This window comes from Laedolimicola sp. (assembly GCF_051972735.1).
GTDB lineage: Bacteria > Bacillota > Clostridia > Lachnospirales > Lachnospiraceae > Laedolimicola > Laedolimicola intestinihominis.
In genome coordinates this window covers 17,084-37,197 of sequence record NZ_JBOKYU010000001.1, presented here as the reverse complement: position 1 = coordinate 37,197, position 20,114 = coordinate 17,084, and the positions used below count along the sequence as shown (strand labels likewise).

General features: G+C 51.5%; 18 protein-coding genes and 2 riboswitches. Of the genes, 15 read left to right on the top strand and 3 right to left on the bottom strand.

Annotated features, from left to right (window positions below; translation table 11 throughout):
* The first annotated feature begins 4 nt into the window (after positions 1-4).
* The 10 genes from ACTRC3_RS00170 to ACTRC3_RS00125 all read left to right on the top strand — a co-directional run bounded on the left by ACTRC3_RS00170 (position 5) and on the right by ACTRC3_RS00125 (position 11,946).
* Positions 5-1,105, top strand: a complete 1,101-nt coding sequence (locus ACTRC3_RS00170) for an SIS domain-containing protein (protein WP_440320672.1) — start codon at positions 5-7, stop codon at positions 1,103-1,105.
* A 57-nt stretch (positions 1,106-1,162) separates the two neighbouring features.
* A riboswitch (Lysine riboswitch) is annotated at positions 1,163-1,334 on the top strand.
* Positions 1,335-1,424: 90 nt separating this feature from the next.
* Positions 1,425-2,936 carry a Na+/H+ antiporter NhaC family protein gene (locus ACTRC3_RS00165; protein WP_440320670.1) on the top strand — a complete coding sequence of 504 codons (1,512 nt, stop codon included), beginning with the start codon at positions 1,425-1,427 and terminating at the stop codon, positions 2,934-2,936.
* An 82-nt stretch (positions 2,937-3,018) separates the two neighbouring features.
* Positions 3,019-3,196: riboswitch (cobalamin riboswitch) on the top strand.
* A gap of 212 nt (positions 3,197-3,408) precedes the next feature.
* On the top strand, positions 3,409-4,632 hold the full coding sequence (locus ACTRC3_RS00160) for a sirohydrochlorin cobaltochelatase (protein WP_178039721.1): 1,224 nt from the start codon (positions 3,409-3,411) through the stop codon (positions 4,630-4,632).
* A 25-nt stretch (positions 4,633-4,657) separates the two neighbouring features.
* Positions 4,658-5,227 (top strand): hypothetical protein, encoded by a 570-nt coding sequence (locus ACTRC3_RS00155; protein ID WP_440320668.1) that lies wholly within the window; start codon positions 4,658-4,660, stop codon positions 5,225-5,227.
* 112 nt (positions 5,228-5,339) lie between these two features.
* On the top strand, positions 5,340-5,798 hold the full coding sequence (locus ACTRC3_RS00150; protein WP_158361817.1) for a hypothetical protein: 459 nt from the start codon (positions 5,340-5,342) through the stop codon (positions 5,796-5,798).
* Positions 5,795-6,937 carry an ABC transporter substrate-binding protein gene (locus tag ACTRC3_RS00145; RefSeq protein ID WP_440320666.1) on the top strand — a complete coding sequence of 381 codons (1,143 nt, stop codon included), beginning with the start codon at positions 5,795-5,797 and terminating at the stop codon, positions 6,935-6,937. The genes ACTRC3_RS00150 and ACTRC3_RS00145 overlap by 4 nt, the downstream gene beginning before the upstream one ends.
* Before the next feature lie 102 nt (positions 6,938-7,039).
* Positions 7,040-8,083 (top strand): FecCD family ABC transporter permease, encoded by a 1,044-nt coding sequence (locus ACTRC3_RS00140; RefSeq protein ID WP_440320664.1) that lies wholly within the window; start codon positions 7,040-7,042, stop codon positions 8,081-8,083.
* A 3-nt stretch (positions 8,084-8,086) separates the two neighbouring features.
* Entirely contained in the window at positions 8,087-9,202 is a 1,116-nt protein-coding gene (locus tag ACTRC3_RS00135; RefSeq protein WP_440320662.1) for an ABC transporter ATP-binding protein, read from the top strand.
* 394 nt (positions 9,203-9,596) lie between these two features.
* On the top strand, positions 9,597-10,592 hold the full coding sequence (locus ACTRC3_RS00130) for a DUF5688 family protein (protein ID WP_178039715.1): 996 nt from the start codon (positions 9,597-9,599) through the stop codon (positions 10,590-10,592).
* A 52-nt stretch (positions 10,593-10,644) separates the two neighbouring features.
* Positions 10,645-11,946, top strand: a complete 1,302-nt coding sequence (locus tag ACTRC3_RS00125) for a type II restriction enzyme (RefSeq protein ID WP_440320660.1) — start codon at positions 10,645-10,647, stop codon at positions 11,944-11,946.
* A 29-nt stretch (positions 11,947-11,975) separates the two neighbouring features.
* Here ACTRC3_RS00125 and ACTRC3_RS00120 read toward each other — a convergent pair whose 3' ends face one another.
* On the bottom strand, positions 11,976-12,896 hold the full coding sequence (locus ACTRC3_RS00120; RefSeq protein WP_440320658.1) for a LysR family transcriptional regulator: 921 nt from the start codon (positions 12,894-12,896) through the stop codon (positions 11,976-11,978).
* Between the two features lie 182 nt (positions 12,897-13,078).
* Between ACTRC3_RS00120 and ACTRC3_RS00115 the strand changes: the two genes are divergently transcribed.
* Together ACTRC3_RS00115 and ACTRC3_RS00110 are read left to right on the top strand one after the other, a co-directional pair.
* On the top strand, positions 13,079-14,368 hold the full coding sequence (locus ACTRC3_RS00115) for an SLC13 family permease (RefSeq protein WP_440320656.1): 1,290 nt from the start codon (positions 13,079-13,081) through the stop codon (positions 14,366-14,368).
* A gap of 30 nt (positions 14,369-14,398) precedes the next feature.
* Positions 14,399-15,547, top strand: a complete 1,149-nt coding sequence (locus ACTRC3_RS00110; protein ID WP_440320654.1) for a M20/M25/M40 family metallo-hydrolase — start codon at positions 14,399-14,401, stop codon at positions 15,545-15,547.
* A gap of 43 nt (positions 15,548-15,590) precedes the next feature.
* Here ACTRC3_RS00110 and ACTRC3_RS00105 read toward each other — a convergent pair whose 3' ends face one another.
* Both ACTRC3_RS00105 and ACTRC3_RS00100 read right to left on the bottom strand, forming a co-directional pair.
* Positions 15,591-16,307, bottom strand: coding sequence for a potassium channel family protein (locus tag ACTRC3_RS00105; RefSeq protein WP_440320653.1), 717 nt, complete (start codon positions 16,305-16,307; stop codon positions 15,591-15,593).
* A gap of 11 nt (positions 16,308-16,318) precedes the next feature.
* Positions 16,319-17,623 carry a TrkH family potassium uptake protein gene (locus ACTRC3_RS00100; protein WP_440320651.1) on the bottom strand — a complete coding sequence of 435 codons (1,305 nt, stop codon included), beginning with the start codon at positions 17,621-17,623 and terminating at the stop codon, positions 16,319-16,321.
* Positions 17,624-17,828: 205 nt separating this feature from the next.
* Here ACTRC3_RS00100 and ACTRC3_RS00095 point away from each other — a divergent pair, with 205 nt between their 5' ends.
* The 3 genes from ACTRC3_RS00095 to galE all read left to right on the top strand — a co-directional run bounded on the left by ACTRC3_RS00095 (position 17,829) and on the right by galE (position 20,031).
* Positions 17,829-18,515, top strand: a complete 687-nt coding sequence (locus ACTRC3_RS00095; RefSeq protein ID WP_178039710.1) for an MBL fold metallo-hydrolase — start codon at positions 17,829-17,831, stop codon at positions 18,513-18,515.
* Complete coding sequence (locus ACTRC3_RS00090) at positions 18,512-18,868, top strand: VOC family protein (protein ID WP_440320649.1); 357 nt, start codon at positions 18,512-18,514, stop codon at positions 18,866-18,868. Before ACTRC3_RS00095 ends, ACTRC3_RS00090 begins: the two co-directional genes overlap by 4 nt.
* A 143-nt stretch (positions 18,869-19,011) precedes the next feature.
* Entirely contained in the window at positions 19,012-20,031 is a 1,020-nt protein-coding gene (gene galE / locus ACTRC3_RS00085; RefSeq protein WP_440320647.1) for a UDP-glucose 4-epimerase GalE, read from the top strand.
* Positions 20,032-20,114 lie beyond the last annotated feature (83 nt).

Here is a 20,114-nt window from a genome sequence, read left to right as displayed (position 1 = left end):
AAAAATGTATGATTATATTTGTGAAACTCCGGTTGTTCTGAGAGGAATCATTGAGAACAGAAAAGAGATCACAAAGGAATTTGTAGAATATTTTAAGGATAAAAATATTGAGCAGATCTATGTGCTTGGTTCAGGCACCAGTTATCATGCAGGACTTTCTGCCAAGAATTATCTGGAAGAGCTGCTGAACCGGAAGGTGTTCTGCATGTATCCGACACAGTTTGCACGCAGCGAAAAGGTATTCAATAAGAATACGTTGGTGATCGGAATGTCCCAGGGTGGACAAAGCCTTTCTACAGTAGAAGGCCTGGACGCTGCTATTGCAGAAGGACTGTATACAGCAGCAGTGTCTGAAAATCCCACAGCACTTGTTTTTGAGCATGCGGATACGAAAACCCGGATTGAGGTGGGTAATGAAAAGTGCGGAGCAAAAACGAAGGGCTATGCAGGAACTACTGTGACGCTGATGATGATGCTGACGGAGCTGGCTCTGGCCAAGGGCATTACCGATCAGGCTACTGTAGATGCTTATCTGAAAAGAATGAATAAGGTCATCGATAACCTGGGAAATGTGACAAAGGCCGCAACAGAATGGTATGGCAGGATCAAGGAAGAATTCCTCCCGGCTAAGAGAATTATTGTAGTCGGATACGATGGAATGTATGCCGATGTACTGGAGGGAGCCTTAAAGGTTCTGGAAACTGTCCGTCAGGGTGTAACCGGATATGATATTGAAGAATTTTTCCATGGTATCTACAATTCCATTACAGACAGCGCACATATTTTCTATCTGGCTTCCAAGGGAGATTACAAGCCCCGTGTATTAAAGCTGATAGAGATATTGAGCGATTGGACACCCCATAATTACTTCATCGGATCTCCGGAGGGAGTAGAGGAATATAGTGACAAGTATCTGCTCTGTGATTTTGTAGAGGATCCGCTGTTTTCCGCGTGGGAGTATATCATTCCCATGCAGGTAGTTGCATGCCTGGCTCCGCAGGATCTGGGTATCAATCCGGATATTCCGAAAGATCCGAATTTCCACGTACGGATTGGCAGCAAGAAGCTGGATGGAGTACGGGATCATTATCCTGCAGAGAAATAGTAGAAACACTTGATCTTCCTCCCATTCCGTGATAGGATAGCCACATAGGCAATTTTAGAAAATGATAGAGGCGCGGGGCTTCAGGAGTATCGGTTGACATAAGGTCGGAACCAGTCAGCCGGGAAAGGGAAGACCGCCGAAGGGATTCATCCGTTCCGAAGGATGGGTTTCTGGGCTGCCGCAGAATATGCGTCAGACTGTCACAGGACTGTGGAGAGCTATCATAGGTCGAAGGGGAAGTTCGGACCGTGAGTACAGTCGGGAAGTATGTGCTCACGGTCTTTTTTTCGACTGTTTTCGAGGGAAGGAGATTTTAAAAATGGATTATGTACCTGTTATGTATGCTACCTTTTGGGCGTTGGTGCCGCCTGTAGTAGCGATTGTTCTGGCTCTGATTACCAAGGAGGTGTATTCCTCACTGTTTCTTGGCATCCTGGTGGGAGGCCTGTTCTACTCGGGCTTCAGCTTCGAGGGAACGGTGCTTCACATCTTTGAGGATGGAATCGTAGGCGTTCTGTCCGACAGCTACAATGTGGGAATTCTGGTGTTTCTGGTGATCCTGGGAGCCATCGTGTCCTTGATGAACCGGGCCGGAGGCTCGGCGGCCTTTGGACGGTGGGCCAGCGAGCATATTAAGACCCGCACCGGCGCGCAGCTGGTGACCGTAGCCCTGGGCGTGCTGATTTTTATCGATGATTATTTTAACTGTCTGACCGTAGGAAGCGTGATGCGTCCCGTGACGGACAAGCACAATATTTCCCGTGCCAAGCTGGCGTACCTCATCGACGCCACGGCGGCTCCGGTCTGCATCATTGCCCCCATTTCATCCTGGGCGGCGGCTGTAACCGGTTTCGTAGAGGGTGAGGACGGACTGGCGCTTTTTGTCAGCGCGATTCCCTATAATTTCTACGCGATTCTGACTATCGTTATGATGATTACGATAGCAATTCTGAACATTGATTTCGGTTCCATGAAGGTCCATGAGGACAACGCAAAGAAGGGCGACCTGTTTACTACGCCGGACAGACCTTACGGCAACGCAGAAGGCCTGGATAACGTGGGAAATGGTTCCGTAAAGGATTTGCTGATTCCGATTCTTTCCCTGATCATCTGCTGTGTTATCGGCATGATTTACACCGGCGGCTTCTTTGACGGCGCGGACTTCGTGACCGCCTTCTCCAACAGTGATGCGTCCATCGGTCTGGCCATCGGAAGTGCTTTCGCCCTGGTCATCACGATTCTGCTGTATGTGAGCCGTAAGGTCCTGGGCTTCAAGGAGTGCATGAACTGCATTCCCGAGGGCTTCAAGGCCATGGTTCCGGCCATCATGATTCTGACCTTCGCCTGGACCCTGAAGGCCATGACAGACAGCCTGGGCGCCGCGGAGTTCGTGGCTAATCTGATTAAGAGCAGCTCTCAGGGTATGGTTGCTCTGCTTCCGGCTATTATTTTCCTGGTTGGATGCTTCCTGGCTTTTGCCACCGGAACCTCCTGGGGAACCTTTGGTATCCTGATTCCGATTGTGGTAGACGCGTTCCAGACCACCCATCCGGCGTTGATGACCGTGGCCATCTCTGCCTGCATGGCGGGCGCTGTCTGCGGCGACCACTGCTCCCCGATTTCCGATACGACCATTATGGCGTCTGCGGGAGCCCAGTGTAACCATGTAAACCATGTGTCCACCCAGCTTCCCTATGCGGTCAGTGTAGCAGTGATTTCCTTTATTACCTATATTGTGGCAGGATTTACCCAGTCTGCGCTGATTTCTCTGCCGGTAGGTATCATATTGCTGCTCGCTTATCTGTTATTTATGAAAAAACGGGCGAAATAATGCAAAAAGGAAGAAAAAATAGCGGAAAAACAGTTGATTATTTCAGAAAGACTGCTATAATGCTTGTGTAGGTTATGTGAAATCAAATAAGAAGCAGCTGGTGCCGTTAAAAAACGGAGAATAGGGAAGCAGGTGAGAGACCTGCGCGATCTCGTCACTGTATGCAGGAGCGGCTTATCATACGTCACTGAGCCATCGGGAAGACGATAAGCAGCGCTTGTACTGTAAGCCAGGAGACCTGCCAGACTGCGGCGCATGGAGTCGAAAGATTCCGGATCACGAGGATTGATAGTGCCAGATGGGGTATAGACACAGCTGTTCCGCGCAGCGCTGTTTTGCGTGGATGGGCGAACAGATGTAAAGCTGACGACTGAAAATCCGACGATCCACAGGATCGTCGGATTTTTTAGCAGATTCCTTCTGATCTTATGAATTTCATTTAACTGAAAAATTTTTGCAGGAGGAAAAGAAAATGAAAAAGAAACTTGTAACACTGTTATGTGTAACAACTCTGACAGCATCCATGCTGGCAGGCTGCGGCAGCAAGGCTGAGACGCCGGCTGCAGACACTACTACTACGGAAGAGACCACAGACGCTGCAGAGGAGACTGCAGACGACGCGGACGCAGATCAGGCTGCAGCTGACAACGTAGCAGCCCTGATTGACAAGATCTATGTTCAGGAGAGAACAGAGACCACAGACGCTGACTGTAAGGCAGCCAAGGAAGCATGGGACGCTCTGACAGACGCTCAGAAGGAGCTGGTAGAGGGCGAGAACGCTGACCCGGATTACTTCGGACGCGACACCGGAGACGCTTCCAAGGATGATCCGAGAAACCAGGACGAGATCGGCGAGAACGAGCTGCTGGTAGTAAGCTTTGGTACTTCCTTCAATGACAGCCGTGTAGCTGATATCAAGGGTATCGAGGACGCTCTGGCAGAGGCAAATCCGGACTGGTCCGTAAGACGTGCCTTTACCGCACAGATCATCATCAACCATATCCAGGCCCGCGACGGCGAGGCAATTGACAACATGGATCAGGCTCTGGATCGCGCAGTTGCCAACGGCGTAAAGAACCTGGTAGTACAGCCGACCCATCTGATGCACGGCGCTGAGTACGACGAGCTGATGGAGGCGGTAGACGCATACAAGGATAAATTTGAGTCTGTAAAGGTAGCTGAGCCGCTTCTGGGCGAGGTTGGAGCAGACGCTTCCGCAGTCAACGCAGACAAGAAGGCTGTTGCCGAGGCTATTACTGCTGAGGCTGTAAAGACGGCTGGTTTCGATACTCTGGACGCAGCAAAAGAGGATGGCGTGGCATTTGTATTCATGGGTCATGGTACCTCCCATACCGCAAAGATTTCCTATAGCCAGATGCAGGCACAGATGAAGGATCTGGGATATGAGAACGTATTTATCGGAACCGTAGAGGGCGAGCCGGAAGATACTGCATGTGAGAATGTGATTAACGCAGTTGCAGAGGCCGGTTACACCAAGGTTGTACTTCGTCCGCTGATGGTAGTTGCAGGCGACCATGCAAACAACGACATGGCAGGCGACGATGACGATTCCTGGAAGAGCATGTTCAACGCATCCGGCAAGTTCGAGAGCGTAGACTGCCAGATCGCAGGTCTGGGCGAGATCGAGGCAATCCAGAATCTCTATGTTGCTCATACCGCAGAGGCTATGAAATAAGTAAGGATAAAGGACAAGAAAAGAAATGAAGAAGAAAATCATCGCGTTAATGGGAATGGCAGTCTTAAGCTGCACACTGGTGATGGGCTGCGGCAGCAAGGCGGAGACGCCGGCTGCAGAGACTACCACAGAAGCGGAAAGCTCCGATGAGAAAACTGCCAAGACAGAAGAAACGGCGGAGCCGGAAAAGGCTGACGCAGAAGAAGCTGCAGCAGCGGCACTGGAGGACGGCGTTTACACCGCAGATTTCAATACAGACAGCAGTATGTTCCATGTAAATGAATTTTACGAGGGAAAGGGAACGCTGACCGTAAAGGACGGACAGATGACCATTCATGTGGTTATGCCTTCCAAGAACATTGTGAATCTGTATGAAGGTCTGGCAGAGGATGCCCAGAAGGACGGCGCAGAGCTTCTGCAGCCGACCGTAGAGACCGTAGATTTCGGCGATGGTACAGAACCGGAGGAGGCCAATGCCTTCGACGTACCGGTTCCCGCACTGGACGAGGAATTCGACCTGGCGCTGATCGGAACCAAGGGCGTATGGTACGACCATAAGGTCAGCGTATCCAATCCGGAGCTTCTTCAGGACTAGGCTTTAGAAAAAGCGAACAATAACATGCAGGGGCTGTTGTAGAATGTGCAGAACGTTTTGCGGCAGCCCCCTTGTTCCAATTATAGGAAATTCAAATAGAAGGAGTAAGACAATGACAATCGAGGATTTACAGCTGGCGGACGGTAATTATACGGTAGAAGTGGCCATGGAGGGCGGCAGCGGCCGGGCCACTATTGAGTCACCTGCCGCGTTGTCCGTGGAGGACGGACAGGCTGTGGCCCAGATTACCTGGAGCAGCAATCACTACGACTATATGATCGTGGGCGGCGAGAAGTATCTTCCGGTGAGTACAGACGAGCATTCGGTTTTTGAAATTCCGGTGGAGGTCTTTGACGAGGGGATCGATGTGATTGGCGATACGACGGCCATGAGTACGCCCCATGAGGTAGAATATACGCTGACCTTTGCGTCAGATTCTATTCAGGGAGAGAATGGCGGCAGCACGGGAGGAGCGGGCTCCACTACGGCGGCAGCAGGTATTGTGATAATTGCGGTAGCGGCAGCGATTGCGGCGACTGTGATGCGGAAGAAGAGGAATACAAAGGCATGAAAAAGAAACTGATGGCACTTCTTCTGTGCCTGGCTATGTGTCTGGGACTTACGGCCTGTGGAGCAGGCGGTTCCGGCACGGCAGAGAACAGCACGGATATCAGTGACGAGCTGACTTATACGGACAGCACGAAGCTGGAATACGCGCAGAAATTTACCATTGACAATTATGAGGGCGGCTATTCACTGATAACCATCACGGACGGCGGACGCTTCCTGGTGGTTCCTGAGGATAAGGAAGCGCCGGAGGATCTGGCGAAGGATATCACGGTACTTCAGCAGCCCATTCAGAATATATATCTGGTGGCTTCGGCGGTCATGGACATGTTCGTATCCCTGGACGCCCTGGACAGTATTCGCTTCAGCGGCACCAAAGCCGACGGCTGGTATATCGATGCGGCGAAGGCAGCCATGGAGAATGGCGACATTCTCTATGCAGGCAAATATTCTGCGCCGGATTATGAGCAGATTCTGGCGGAAAATTGCGGCCTGGCCATCGAGAACACCATGATTTCCCATACGCCGGAGGTGCAGGAGCAGCTGGATAAATTCGGAATTCCGGTGCTGATAGATCATTCCAGCTATGAGCCGAACCCCTTAGGCAGGACCGAGTGGGTGAAGCTCTACGGCCTGCTGACCGGCCATGAGGAAGAGGCTGAGGCGGCCTTTGCCAGTGAGGCGGATGCTTTTAAGGCCATCAGCGGCGAAGAAGCCACAGGCAAGACGGTGGCATTTTTCTATATCACCAGCAACGGCGAAGCCAACGTGCGGAAATCTGCCGACTATCTGCCGAAGATGATTGAGCTGGCGGGCGGCACGTATATTTTCCAGGATCTGGGAGATGCAGAGGATGCTACTTCCACCCTGTCCATGACGATGGAGGAGTTCTACGCAGGGGCGAAGGACGCGGATTACATCATTTACAACAGTACCATAGAGGGACAGCTCTCCTCGGTGGATGAGCTGCTGGCAAAAAGCCCGCTGCTGGGGAAATTCAGGGCAGTGCAGGAGGGCCATGTGTACTGTACCATGAAGAATCTGTATCAGTCTACCATGGAGCTGGGCACGATTACGTCGGATATTCACCGGATGCTGGTGGGGGACGACGGGGATCTGACTTATCTTTACAAGTTAAACTGATACGCTTCGGAACGCAAAGAGAGGGATCCGGAAAGTATGCGCCGGATAACAGACACACGATAGCTGTGGGAATTTGCACAGTGACAGAAGGGAACGGGAACAATGAGTAACACAACAGGCGGCAGAAATGCCCGAAATAAAGGAAGATACTGGGCTGCATTTCTGATACTGGCCCTGCTGGTGCTGATTTTTCTGGTTTTGAGCATCTGCATCGGAACCGTGAACATTCCGCTGGCGGAGATTCCAAAGATTCTGGGGAAAAATGGGAACGATGATACCTATACGGATATCGTCATGGGCATCCGATTTCCCCGGGCTGCAGCAGCAGGCATCCTGGGCGGCGGCCTGGCTCTGTCCGGCTATCTTTTGCAGACCTTCTTCCATAACCCCATCGCGGGTCCCTTTACACTGGGGATCTCCTCCGGCGCAAAGCTGGTGGTGGCCCTGGTCATGGTGGCAGCCCTGGGAAATGCTTTTGCTTTAAGCTCCTGGGTCCTGATTATCGCGGCCTTTGCGGGAGCCATGCTCTGTATGGGCTTTGTGATTCTCATGTCACGGGTCATGGATCAGATGTCCATGCTTATCGTCAGCGGCGTCATGATCGGCTATATCTGTTCGGCTGTGACGGACTTCGTGGTGACCTTTGCGGATGACGCGGACATCGTGAATCTGCACAACTGGTCCAAGGGAAGCTTTTCCGGCATGACCTGGGACAATGTGCTGATTATGGCCATCGTGGTGGGAATTACAGCTATCTGCGTCTTTCTCATGTCCAAGCCCATCAGCGCATACCAGATGGGAGAGGCCTACGCAAAAAATATGGGCCTGAACGTGCAGGTATTCCGGGTTCTTCTGGTGCTGCTTTCCAGCGTCCTGTCGGCCTGCGTGACGGCCTTTGCGGGTCCGGTCTCCTTCGTGGGAATCGCGGTGCCCCATCTGGTCAAGAATCTTTTCGGGACGGCGAAGCCTATCCTGATGATTCCGGCCTGTTTCCTGGGTGGAGCGGCTTTCTGCCTGTTTTGCGACCTGCTGGCCCGGACCATGTTTGCGCCGACGGAATTGTCCATCAGTACAGTGACGGCGGTGTTCGGCGCGCCGGTGGTCATCTACATCATGATTCACAGAAAAAAGGAGAGGGCGGAGTAGCATATGGATACCTATTATTTCTACACGGAAGGGCTGACCGTCGGCTACCACGGCGTTCCCCTGATCAAAGACATCCGAATCGGCCTGAAAAAGGGTGAAATCCTGACTCTCATCGGCCCCAACGGCGCGGGCAAGACTACGATTCTGAAAAGTATCATCCGGCAGCTGGCGCCCTTAGGCGGCGTGGCGGTGCTGGACGGCAAGGCTATGGGGGATTTGAGCGGCAAGGAACTGTCTCAGAAGCTTTCTGTAGTGCTGACCGAGCGCATCCATCCGGAAATGATGACCTGCCGGGACGTGGTGTCCACAGGCCGTTACCCCTATACGGGCAAGTTTGGCGTGCTCTCCGGGGAGGACTGGGCGGTGGTGGACGAGGCCATGGATCTGGTACATATCCATGAGCTGGCGGATCGGGATTATACGAAGACCAGCGACGGTCAGAAGCAGCGGGTCATGCTGGCCCGGGCCCTCTGCCAGCAGCCGGATATTATTGTGCTGGACGAGCCCACTTCATTTCTGGATATCCGTTACAAACTGGAATTCCTTTCCATTATTCAAAATATGTCACGGACAAGAAATCTGTCTGTCATCATGTCCTTACATGAACTGGATCTGGCAGGCCGTATCTCGGATAAAATTGCCTGCGTGCGGGGCGATAAGGTGGATCGGTTCGGGACGCCGGAGGAGATTTTCACCGAAGGGTATATTCCGAAGCTGTATGGCATGACCGTGGGAACCTACGACGAGCTGACCGGCGACCTGGAGCTCCCGGCTGTGGATGGGGAGCCGCGGGTCTTTGTTATCGCCGGAAATGGCATGGGCACGGCGGTGTTCCGAAAGCTTCAGAGGGAGAGAATCCCCTTTGCAGCCGGGATCTTGTGGGAAAATGATTTGGATTATCCGTCGGCGAAGGCGCTGGCAGTGCAGACGGTGAGGGTATCGGCTTTTCAGACGATCGGAGAGGAGCAGATCGCGGAGGCGAAACGGCTCATAGATGGCTGTGAACGGGCGATTTGTACCGTGAAACTTCCTGAGACAGGCGCAGAGGCCGGGATGGCGGCAGGACTGTGTGAGCTCAAGGAGTATGCGGCACAGCAGGGTAAATTAGAAGGAATATAGTAGAAAGTCAAAAGAGAACGTGGAAAGTGATAACCTCGGTTTTGCCGCAGAATCAGTGGAGAGAGGGATTACGGACCACGTTTTTTGTGGGTGCAAGTATAAAGCTTTCATGATATAGAACAGACTTTTCGCGGAAAAGCCAATTCATTGTCGTATCGTTACGAAATTTGCCGGATGGAAATAATTTACAAAAACATTACAATATGCTATTCTTTAACTATCAGATTAATCTTTTGTATCACAGGGCGCTTCTTCCCAATGATCCCATGATTTTTTTGACAAACAAGCTTCAAAAGCCCGTGCAAAATTCATTGCTCATCGGGTGTCTACACCTACAGAAGATAAGGAGGTTGAAAGTTCCGACCAATACAGCTAAAATAAAGGAGGATATGGCGTGACATATCAGGAGTTTTGCAGCAGTTTTCTGACCCGGCTTACGGAAAAGAAGGCTCTGGGAGTGAAGCCCGGCGAGATTCAGTTTTACCCGGAAGGTCTTTCGGATGGAGATGAGGGGTACGACGAGCGGTTTGTAAGGGAGACGAATCTGCGGTACAATCAGACGGAATCCGGCGTGCTGATCGGCGATTATGTGACGGTTACCAAAACAAAAAGCGAGAAGCTCTCACAGGTTTCCCGGTTTTCACTGGAAGAGCTTTATGACCGGCAGGAGGAAGAGGGCTGGGACAGCGTCTGGCGCTATGTGCAGGGCAGCATAAAAGCGGCAGGTGAGATGCTGGAGACCGGTGTGCTGGAACAGATGCAGAATTATGAGCTGATCAGGGACAAACTGCTGATTCGGCCCATCTATTTCAGCGACTGCAGACGGGAGCTCAAGGAGTATGTGTATGAGCGGTACGGTGACGTGGCTCTAGTACTCTATCTGACCGTGTATGACGGTGAAAATGGCCTGGGGACCATAAAGGTTCCCCGAACGACCGTGGATGGCTGGAGGCTGCCCAGAAAGCGCGTCTGGGAGGACGCCATGCTGAACACCTACGTGACGGCACCGCCGCGCCTGTATCTGGATCCCATGGATTGTGTGGGCGCTCCCTATGAAAAGGGAGAATTCATGTCGGAAAACAGTGGAATTCAGATGCTCAGTCCGGAGCGGGCGCCGCTTCTGACCACCACCCGGAAGCTGAACGGAGCCATCGCCATGTTTTATCCGGGTGTGAAGGAACGGCTGGCCAAGCTGTCGGGAGGAAGCTATTATGTGGCGTTTACCAGTGTCCACGAGGCCTGCATCCATCCGGCCGGGAGTATTCTTCCCATCCGGATTTTGCGGAGCCTGAAGCATCTGAACCGCACCTGCGGCGAAGAGGAGCGACTGTCCCAGAAGGTGTTCTTCTATAATGCGGAGAATGGGAGCTTTAAGACAGTCGAATTTTAAAAATGTGGTTTTATAGAACAGCTCTTTTTATGGGAAATAATGAGGTACCGATATGGCGGAGAAGACGACGCTTTCTGCAAATGAGGCCTGGAAACGGCTTCTGGAGAAATACCCTATCGCAGAAGAGGTGGAAAAAAACGGTGTATACAGAATCAAGGCGGACCAGATTCGGGAATTCCGGGAGCCCCGCCTGATGGCCAAATGGGACAGCTCCGACGCATTGCCGGACGCTCTTCGGAAGCAGAAGCTGAATCTTTTGCCGGATAGCAGGACTTCCTATGTGATGGGAGAGTTCCTGCTGTATGAGCCGATTCCGGAACTTCATGAGCATGTGGCCCGGATGACCCATGTGGACATGCCGGAGTATGAGTCCATCGATGTCAATAACATCAGTTCAGAGGCCAACGCCATTCATGCGCTGACTCTGTCCGGGATTCTCGATGATTTTCTGGGGGACGGGCGAAATGACGCTACCTTTAATGGCCGCATGGGGACGGGCATTTTTGACTTCCGGGTTCATACGGTGCGGGGCGCGGCACAGCAGATTCATGTGGAAAATGCCCAGTGCGAGATCGACGGCGGCTTTGAAAACGCCCGTTCCGTGGTCATTATGGAAGCCAAAAATGTGGTGCATTCCGATTTCCATGTACGGCAGCTTTACTACCCGTACCGGCTGTGGCGGACGCGGGTGAAGAAGCCCATCCGGCTGGTCTTTTCTGTGTATTCCAATCTGATTTATCGACTGTTTGAGTACCGGTTTGCGGATCCGGAGGATTACTCGTCCATCGAGCTGGTGCAGGCGAAAAATTATTCCCTGCAGGATACGCGGATCAGTCTGCGTGAACTCCGGGAGGTGCGGGAGCGGACAGCTATCCGGACAGACGATGACATGGATGATACGTCGGTTCCGTTTATCCAGGCCAACTCCATGGAGCGTATTATTTCTCTGTTGGAGAATCTGTACGGCAATCCCATGACGCCGGGGCAAATTGCGGAGTTGATGGATTTCGACCTGCGGCAGTCAGATTATTATTATAATGCGGGGCGGTATCTGGGACTCTTCGAGAAAGAAAATGCGGACGGTCAGGTGCTGGTGCGGCTGACCGGGCTTGGCGAGAGGGTCTTTCGGATGAATTACAAGCCCCGACAGCTGAAGCTGGTGGAGCTGATGCTGGAGCATCGGATTTTCGCGGAGTTTTTTGACATGGGCGCTAAGACGGGCCGGTATCCGGATAAGAAGGTCATCGGGCGGCGGATGCGGGAATTGCATGTCTGCAGCGAAGGGCAGATCGCCCGGCGGGCCAGCTCGGTGGAGCGGTGGCTGGAGTGGATTTTTAATCTGACCAGGCTGTAGGAGAGAACACAGGAGATTAGTTTTGACGGTTAATACAGTCCCACCAAAATATCCAGATACTCCTGCGCCAGCTCCGGCAGTATGGTGCGGCGGGGCTTGATCCAACCGTATTCGGCCATCAGCTCACAGTCCCTGATGGGAATAATCCAGGTGGAGGGTTCCTCGTGGTAGCGGCGGAAGGCCTGGGGCCAGGCGGCGACCAGGCCGATGACGTCGGTTTCGGCGATGAGATCGAAGAAAATCTGGGCTCCGGTCACATTGATTTCTCCGGCGGTGTGGAGGGACAGGCCGGTCTCATGGAGCAGGGAGTGGCTGGGATCGCTGAAGGTGGGACCGTACTGAACCGCGGTAAAGGGATAGAGATCTTCCAGGGCCACGGCCTCTGTGCGGCCATAGAGGGGATTGCTTCTGCCGACCACTACACAGATAGGGCTCCGGCCTATCAAGTGATACTCAATATCAGAATTCTTCAGCTTGCTGTATATGGTTTTCACATGGGTAGAAAAGGCGCCTATCACAGCCAGATCCAGCTTATTCGTAGTCATTTCGTCCACCAGTTCATCCAGGGAATCATAATTCAAAAAGGAAAACCGGCAGCCGCCTCCGCTGTGTTTTTTCACAAACCGGGAAAAAGCCCGGGCCGCGCGGCTGGAACGTAAGGATCCGATCCGAAGCTGCTGCCTGAAATCCCGGTGTGGCAGCTCAGAGAAGCTTTGAATCTGCTCATATTCCCGCCGGATGATGCGGAAGCGCTCGATGAGCTCCTGGCCGTCCTCAGTGGGAACCACGCCTCCGGGTACCCGGTGAAAGAGCTGCACGTCCAGATCCTTCTCCAGCTGACGGACTGCGTAGCTTAAATTCGGCTGGGACAGATAAAGATTTCTCGCCGCCTGGCTGAAGGAGCCCGCGTCCGCCACCTCCAGCGCGTAAAAAATCGCGTCAAATTTCATTTCCGGATACCTCCTATAAATAATTTTTATATCTTTTGATAAAGATAATATATTTGTTGTCGAACTCTGTCAAGTGCTATAATGCAGATAAGAGGAACGCAAAGAAGCGAAGACACCACCGGCCGGAAAATGCTTCTTTGCGTTTTTTGTATCTAAAAATATATTTATAGGAGGAAACTGTTATGAATCAAATGACAATCTGTCTGATCATTTTCATCCTGACGCTCCTGGCGTACGCGTTCCTGAGCAGCCGCGTATCCATGGCCGTCATCTCTCTGATCAGCGTCGCAGCACTGATGGTCACAGGCTGCATGGACCCCAACGACGCGCTTAGTTGCTTTGCTAATTCCAGCGCTATCCTGATGGCGAGTATGTTCGTGGTATCTGCCGGTCTGAACCGTACCCAGATGGTAAAGAAAATTTCCGCGTTTATCTGCCGCATCAGTAAAGGATCCTTTACCAAGGTTCTGGCGGGCTACGTGATTCTGACCTGTATTTTGGCGCAGTTCATCCCCAGCGCAGCGGCCTGCTTCAGCGTGGTATTTCCGCTGGCCTACGGTGTCTGTAAGGAGATGAAAATCGCTCCGTCCAAGATGATGTTTTCTCTGGGCATCACAGCGATTGGTACCGTTATCACCCTGCCCTTCAGCGCTTCTGTCAGTGAGATGGCGCGTATTCAGGGCTTCCTGGAGGCATATGAGTATACCACCTACAACATGAGCATTATGGACATCATGTACGCCAAAACGCCGACCATGATTGCGATTCTTCTGCTGGCCATCTTTGTGGTACCACGTTTCGCGCCAGACAACGAGATGGAGTCCGAGCTTCAGGTGAAGGAGCAGAAGGAGCAGGAAAAGCTGAGCCCAGTTCGCGAGTTTATCGGCTACGCAACCTTTGTCTGCGTTCTTCTGGGACTGCTGTTCTCCAACCAGATCGGTCTGAAGACCTGGCAGGTGGCCTTTATCGGCGCACTGGTGATCGCGGCGTCCGGTATCATGACCAAGAAAGAGCTGATTGAGTCCATGAATATCAGTATGGTACTGCTTTTCGTAGGCGCTCTGGCCATCGGAACCGCACTGTCCGGAACCGGAGTGGCGGATATGATTGGAAATCATCTGTCCGGCATCATTTTAAGCGTACACAATAACTACATCGCAGGATTTATTTTTTTCCTGGTACCGTTTGTCCTGACACAGTTCATGTTAAATCTGGGAATTTATTCCATTTTCGTGCCACTGTACATCATGATCTGCAAATCCATGGGCGCGAACCCGGTTGGACCTATCATGCTCTGCATGATCGCTTCCATGACCGCGTTCTTTACCCCGCTGGCGACTCCGGCTGTACCGCAGATGATGGGCGCTGGTAACTATACCGTAAAGCAACTGATGAAAATGGGCTGGGTTCCGTTTATTGTCATTACACTGGTAAGTGTATTCTGGGTGATGACCATTTACCCGGTTTTCTAAAATAAGGGGTTTGGGAAAAGGAGAAGTCTTATGAACGAGAAAATCAAAGAACTGGCGGAACAGTATGCCGCTGAAGCAGCGTCTGAGCAGAAGGAACTCTTAAAAACTCTGGGTGTGATTCCGGCCCCCTCTCATCAGGAGGATATGCGGGCGGCATTCTGCAGGGACTGGTTTCAGAAGCAGGGCGCGGAGGATGTGCATATCGATGACGCGAAGAATGTGATCTGCAAACTGGGCGACCCGGATGCGGAGGAGCTGGTGGTCTTCGCAGCGCATACGGATATCGTGTTCCCGGATACTACAGAGCTGCCTCTTAAGGAGGAGGACGGAAAGCTTTTCGCACCGGGCATCGGCGATGATACCAGCAATCTGGTGAATCTGATGATGGGCGCAAAGTATCTGATGAATCATGGGCTAAAGCCGAAGTGCGGCATTCTCTTTGTGGCAAATGCCTGCGAGGAGGGCCTGGGCAATCTGGATGGCACGAAGGCACTGTTTGCCACCTATGGATCGAAGATCAAGGCTTTTTATTCCTTTGACGGCTATACACCCCAGTGCTGCAGCTGTGCAGTGGGTTCTTACCGATATCGTATCACCTGTAAGACCCGGGGCGGTCATTCCTATATCAATTTCGGTGATCCGAACGCGCTGGAAATTCTCTGTGATCTGACGGAGCGGCTCTATAAGATTGAAGCGCCGAAGGATGGGGACGCTTTTACCACCTACAATATCGGACGCATGGAGGGCGGTACGACGGTCAATTCCATCGCTCAGGAGGCGTATATGCTGTATGAGTTCCGGTCTACCTCCCAGAAGTGTCTGGAGGAGATGGAAAAGCGGTTTGATGCGGCAGTGGAGTCGGTGCGGGGACGCGGCGGCGAGATCGAGGTGGAACTTTTAGGCGTGCGGCCGGGTAACGGACCGGTGGACGCGGATACGCTGAAGGCGTTTACAGAGCATACGGCGGATGTCATTGGAACCTGGTATCAGGATCCGATTGATTTTGAGGCTTATTCTACCGATAGTAATGTGCCGCTTTCACTGGGAATCGTGGCGAATACGGTAGGAACCGTGAGAGGCGCGCTGGCGCATACGCGGGAAGAGTGGATTGAGCTTTCCAGTCTGGAGAATGGACTTCGGATTGCATTGGCGTTGATGCTGGATTATGTAGAGGTATAATAGAACGGACGAAGCTCCGGCCTGGCTGGCCGGAGCTTCTGGTTTATGATAATGCCCGCTCTAATTCCCGGATATTCTGGACTTTTCCGATGACAACGATGATATCCTCCGATTGCAGTTTATAGTCGGGGGAGAGCTCGATGATGGTATTCTGATCGTGCTCAATGGCAATGATATTCAGGCCGTATTTTTTACGGATATTGATTTCCTGAATGGTTTTTCCTTCGATAAAGCCGCTGACCGGTACCTGTTGGATCTCGATATCATTGTCCAGAAAAATGAAATCCAGGAAGTTTCCGGACAGGAGCTTCTTACCCAGACGGATGGCCATATCCCGCTCCGGATAGACCACCTCCGCACCGATTTTCTCCAGAACAGCGCCTTGATCCTGACTGGTGGCCTTGGAAATCACGTGGGGCACGCCCAGGGAAACCACGTTCAGGGTGGTCAGGATACTGGTATCGATACGGCTGCCGATGCAGACGATGACGGTATCGCAGTTTTGGATTCCCACCTCTGACAGGGTAGCCTTGGAAAGGTTGTCGCAGACAAAGGCGTACTCCGTGTATTGCCGCATAGCCTTGACCTTTTCTTCATTCTGATCGACGACAATGACCTCTTTCCCGGCCTCCGCCAGAGTGATGGCAAGGGCAGTTCCGAAACGGCCCAGGCCGACGATTCCAAAGGTAGAATTTGCATTTTTCTTCATCTTTTTCGTTTCCTCATTTCTATAATGATAGCAGGCAAAAGAGCCTGACAAAACATGTTATGTTAACCGATGGTGATGGATTCTTCCGTGTACCGGGCGTTCTGCTCCGGCCGTTCAATCCACATGGTGATAATCGTAAATGCGCCCAGTCTTCCGATAAACATCAGAAAAATCAGGAGCAGCTTGCTGGCTGCATGCAGATTGGCCGTGATTCCCGTGGACAGTCCTGCGGTGCCGAAGGCGGAGACAACCTCAAAAAGCAGCTGCCTCATTTCAAAGGAAGGCTCCAGGAGACAGAGCAGAAAGGTTCCGATGAGAACGACACTGAGGGATAGCTGGGTAATCAGAAAGGCCCGGGAGGTGTTTTCCGGGGAAATGCTCCGGTGAAAGGCTCCCATGTGCCGCTTATTCAGGGCACTCCGCATGGTCTGTATCAGGATGAAGAAGGTGCTGGTCTTGATACCGCCTCCGGTGGAGCCGGGGGACGCACCGATAAACATCAGCAGAATCATCACAAAGAGTCCCGCATGGGAAAACTCATTTATAGGGTAAGTGGCAAAGCCGGCAGTCCGGGGGGTGACGCTGTTGAAAAACGCGCCAATCCAGGGCATATGCTCCGTAAAACGAAAGACCAGGGTACCCGCAATCAGAAGCGTCAGGGTGGTGCTTATAACTACCTTAGAGTGGAGGGTCAGCTTCCGGAAGGAACGGTTTCTCAGGACGTCTAGGATCACCAGGAAGCCCAGGCCGCCGAAGATAATCAGGCCGCCGGTAACCAGGTTCAGCAGGATATCGTTCTGGTAAGGAATGAGGCTCTGGCCACCGCCCAGAATGTCGAAGCCGGCGTTATTAAAGGAGGAAATGGAATGAAAGATACTGATTCCCACAGCCTCCAGGGGCGGATAGTCCCGGACAAAGACCGGAAAGCTCAGAAGCGCGCCCACTGTTTCGAAAATTAAGGTGGTAAGCAAGATAGCCTTTAACAGCCGGACGATGCCCCTGAAGTTGTCCACATTGAGGGCTTCCTTTAAAAGAAGCCGGCTCTTAAATCCCACCCGCCGTCTGGTAGCCAGCATAAGGCCTGCGCCCATGGAGGTGAAGCCCAGACCGCCGGTCTGGATAAGCAGCGCCAGAATCACCCGGCCGAAGACCGTATAGGTGTCGCCGGGGTCTACGGTCACCAGGCCTGTGACACAGGTGGCGCTGGTGGCGGTAAAAAGCGCGTCAAGAAAGCTGGTATGGACGCCTGGGCGCAAGGATACCGGCAGCATGAGGAAACAGGCTCCGGTCAGGATAATCAGGAAAAAGCCCGCGACAATCAGTCTTGCGGGCGGCTGGTTTTTAATAAAGCGTAAAATATGTTTCATAGGATCTCCCTTGATTTTTAACGACATGTCTCTATTATACGAGGAAAAGGTGGAAGGAACAAGAGATTCGGGGAAAATTTAAGAAAAAATCAAACTCTATTTTCAACGCCAACGGTCACCAGAGTTGACATACTAACGTAATAACGTATAAAATAAGGTTGTAAAATTTTATGGAAGCGCTCCATTATAAAATGCAGGTGATATCATGAAAATAACCTATATCAACCACAGTGGCTTTTTGGTTGAATCCGGCGACTGCTACTATATTTTCGACTATTACAGGGGTGAATTGCCCTCTCTCGACAGAAAAAAAGAGGTGATTGTCTTTTGCAGTCACTTCCATAAGGATCATTTTAATCCCAAAATCTTCGAAATGCTTGACCATATGGGGATGACGTATCAGGCAATTTTGGCGAAAGATATACGCAACAGGAACCACCTGTCGAATATAAAAATTACATACGCCTATCACGATCAAACCTATGAACTGGATCATGGTACCCGGGTCGATACGTTACTTTCTAACGATAGCGGCGTCGCATTTATCGTTCAAACGAAAGAGGGCACGATTTACCATGCCGGCGACTTAAATGACTGGTATTGGGAAGGAGAGCCGGAAGCGGATAACCGGCGGCTCACTTCGGCGTATCGTGCGGAAATCCGGAAAATTAAGGGTATGCACTTTGACGCTGCATTCGTTCCCCTTGATCCGAGGCAGGAAGCCCACTATGCCGATGGAATTCTGTATTTTCTGGAAAATGTAGATTGCAATGCTGTTTTTCCCATGCATTATTGGGAGGACGCCAGCGTAATAAAGCGGTTTATCACAGAATATCCGCAATACAAATCACGTATAAAAAACACAGAATGCGCAAAAGGAGAAGTGCTATGAAATTTAAGATGATTCATGAAAACTATAATGTATCCGATCTGGACCGTTCTATAAAATTCTATAACGAAGCTCTCGATCTGCACGAAGTGAGACGAAAGACGGCCAATGATTTTATCATTGTATATCTGAGTAATGAGGTAAGTGATTTTGAGCTGGAGCTTACCTGGCTGAAAGAGCATCCGCAGCCCTATAATCTGGGCGAATGTGAATTTCACCTGGCATTCCGGGCGGACGATTATGAAGAGGCGCATAAAAAGCACAAGGAGATGGGCTGCATTTGCTTCGAAAATGAAGAAATGGGGATCTATTTTATCGAAGATCCGGATGGCTACTGGCTTGAAATTTTGTCGTAAAGCTGTCTGTTATGAAAACGCTGCAATTTTTTTGGAGGAAATGGCACTTGCACCACCTACGAAACCGTGTTATGATTTAGCAGTGAATAGTAGTGAAACAAATGTTAGCAAAGGCTAACCTTTGAAAACAGGAGGACAGTTTGATGTCAATTTTGGTAACAGGCGGTGCAGGCTTTATCGGAAGCCACACCTGTGTAGAGTTATTGAATGCAGGCTATGAAGTAGTAGTTGTAGATAATCTGTATAATGCAAGTGAAAAAGCGCTGGAACGCGTGGAGCAGATTACAGGAAAGAAGGTTACGTTCTATGAGGCGGATATTCTGGATCGTGACGCCCTGAACGCCATCTTTGATAAGGAGCAGGTTGAATCCGTTATTCATTTTGCAGGCTACAAGGCCGTGGGTGAGTCGGTACGCAAGCCCATCGAGTATTACTATAATAATATTACCGGAACTCTGATTCTCTGTGACGTGATGAGAAAGCACAACGTAAAGAATATTGTGTTCAGTTCCTCTGCTACCGTATACGGTGATCCGGCATTTATCCCGATTACCGAGGAATGCCCCAAGGGTAAGATTACCAACCCCTATGGACAGACCAAGGGCATGCTGGAGCAGGTGCTGACCGATATCTTTGTATCCGATCCGGAGTGGAGAGTGGTACTGCTTCGTTACTTCAATCCCATCGGCGCTCACAAGAGCGGCCTCATCGGAGAGGATCCGAAGGGCATTCCGAACAACCTGGTTCCCTATGTGGCGCAGGTAGCCATCGGCAAGCTGAAATGCCTGGGCGTCTTCGGAAATGACTACGATACTCCGGACGGAACCGGCGTGCGTGATTATATTCATGTGGTAGACCTGGCAAAGGGCCATGTGGCGGCAATTAAGAAGGTGGAGGAAACCGAGCCCGGCGTACTGATTTACAATCTGGGCACCGGCAAGGGCTACAGCGTCCTGGACGTGGTGCATGCCTTTGAAAAAGCCTGCGGCAAGGAGATTCCCTATGAAATCAAGCCCCGCCGTGCGGGCGATATTGCTACCTGCTACGCGGATCCCACCAAGGCGAAGAATGAGCTGGGCTGGGTAGCGCAGTATGGCATCGAGGAGATGTGTGAGGATTCCTGGAGATGGCAGACCATGAACCCGAACGGTTATGCAGACTAAATTTTTCATAATATAGAACTGTTTGGGGATACTGCTGCTTAAGCGTGGCAGTGTCCCCTTTTTGGGTTAAAAAGTATCCGGAA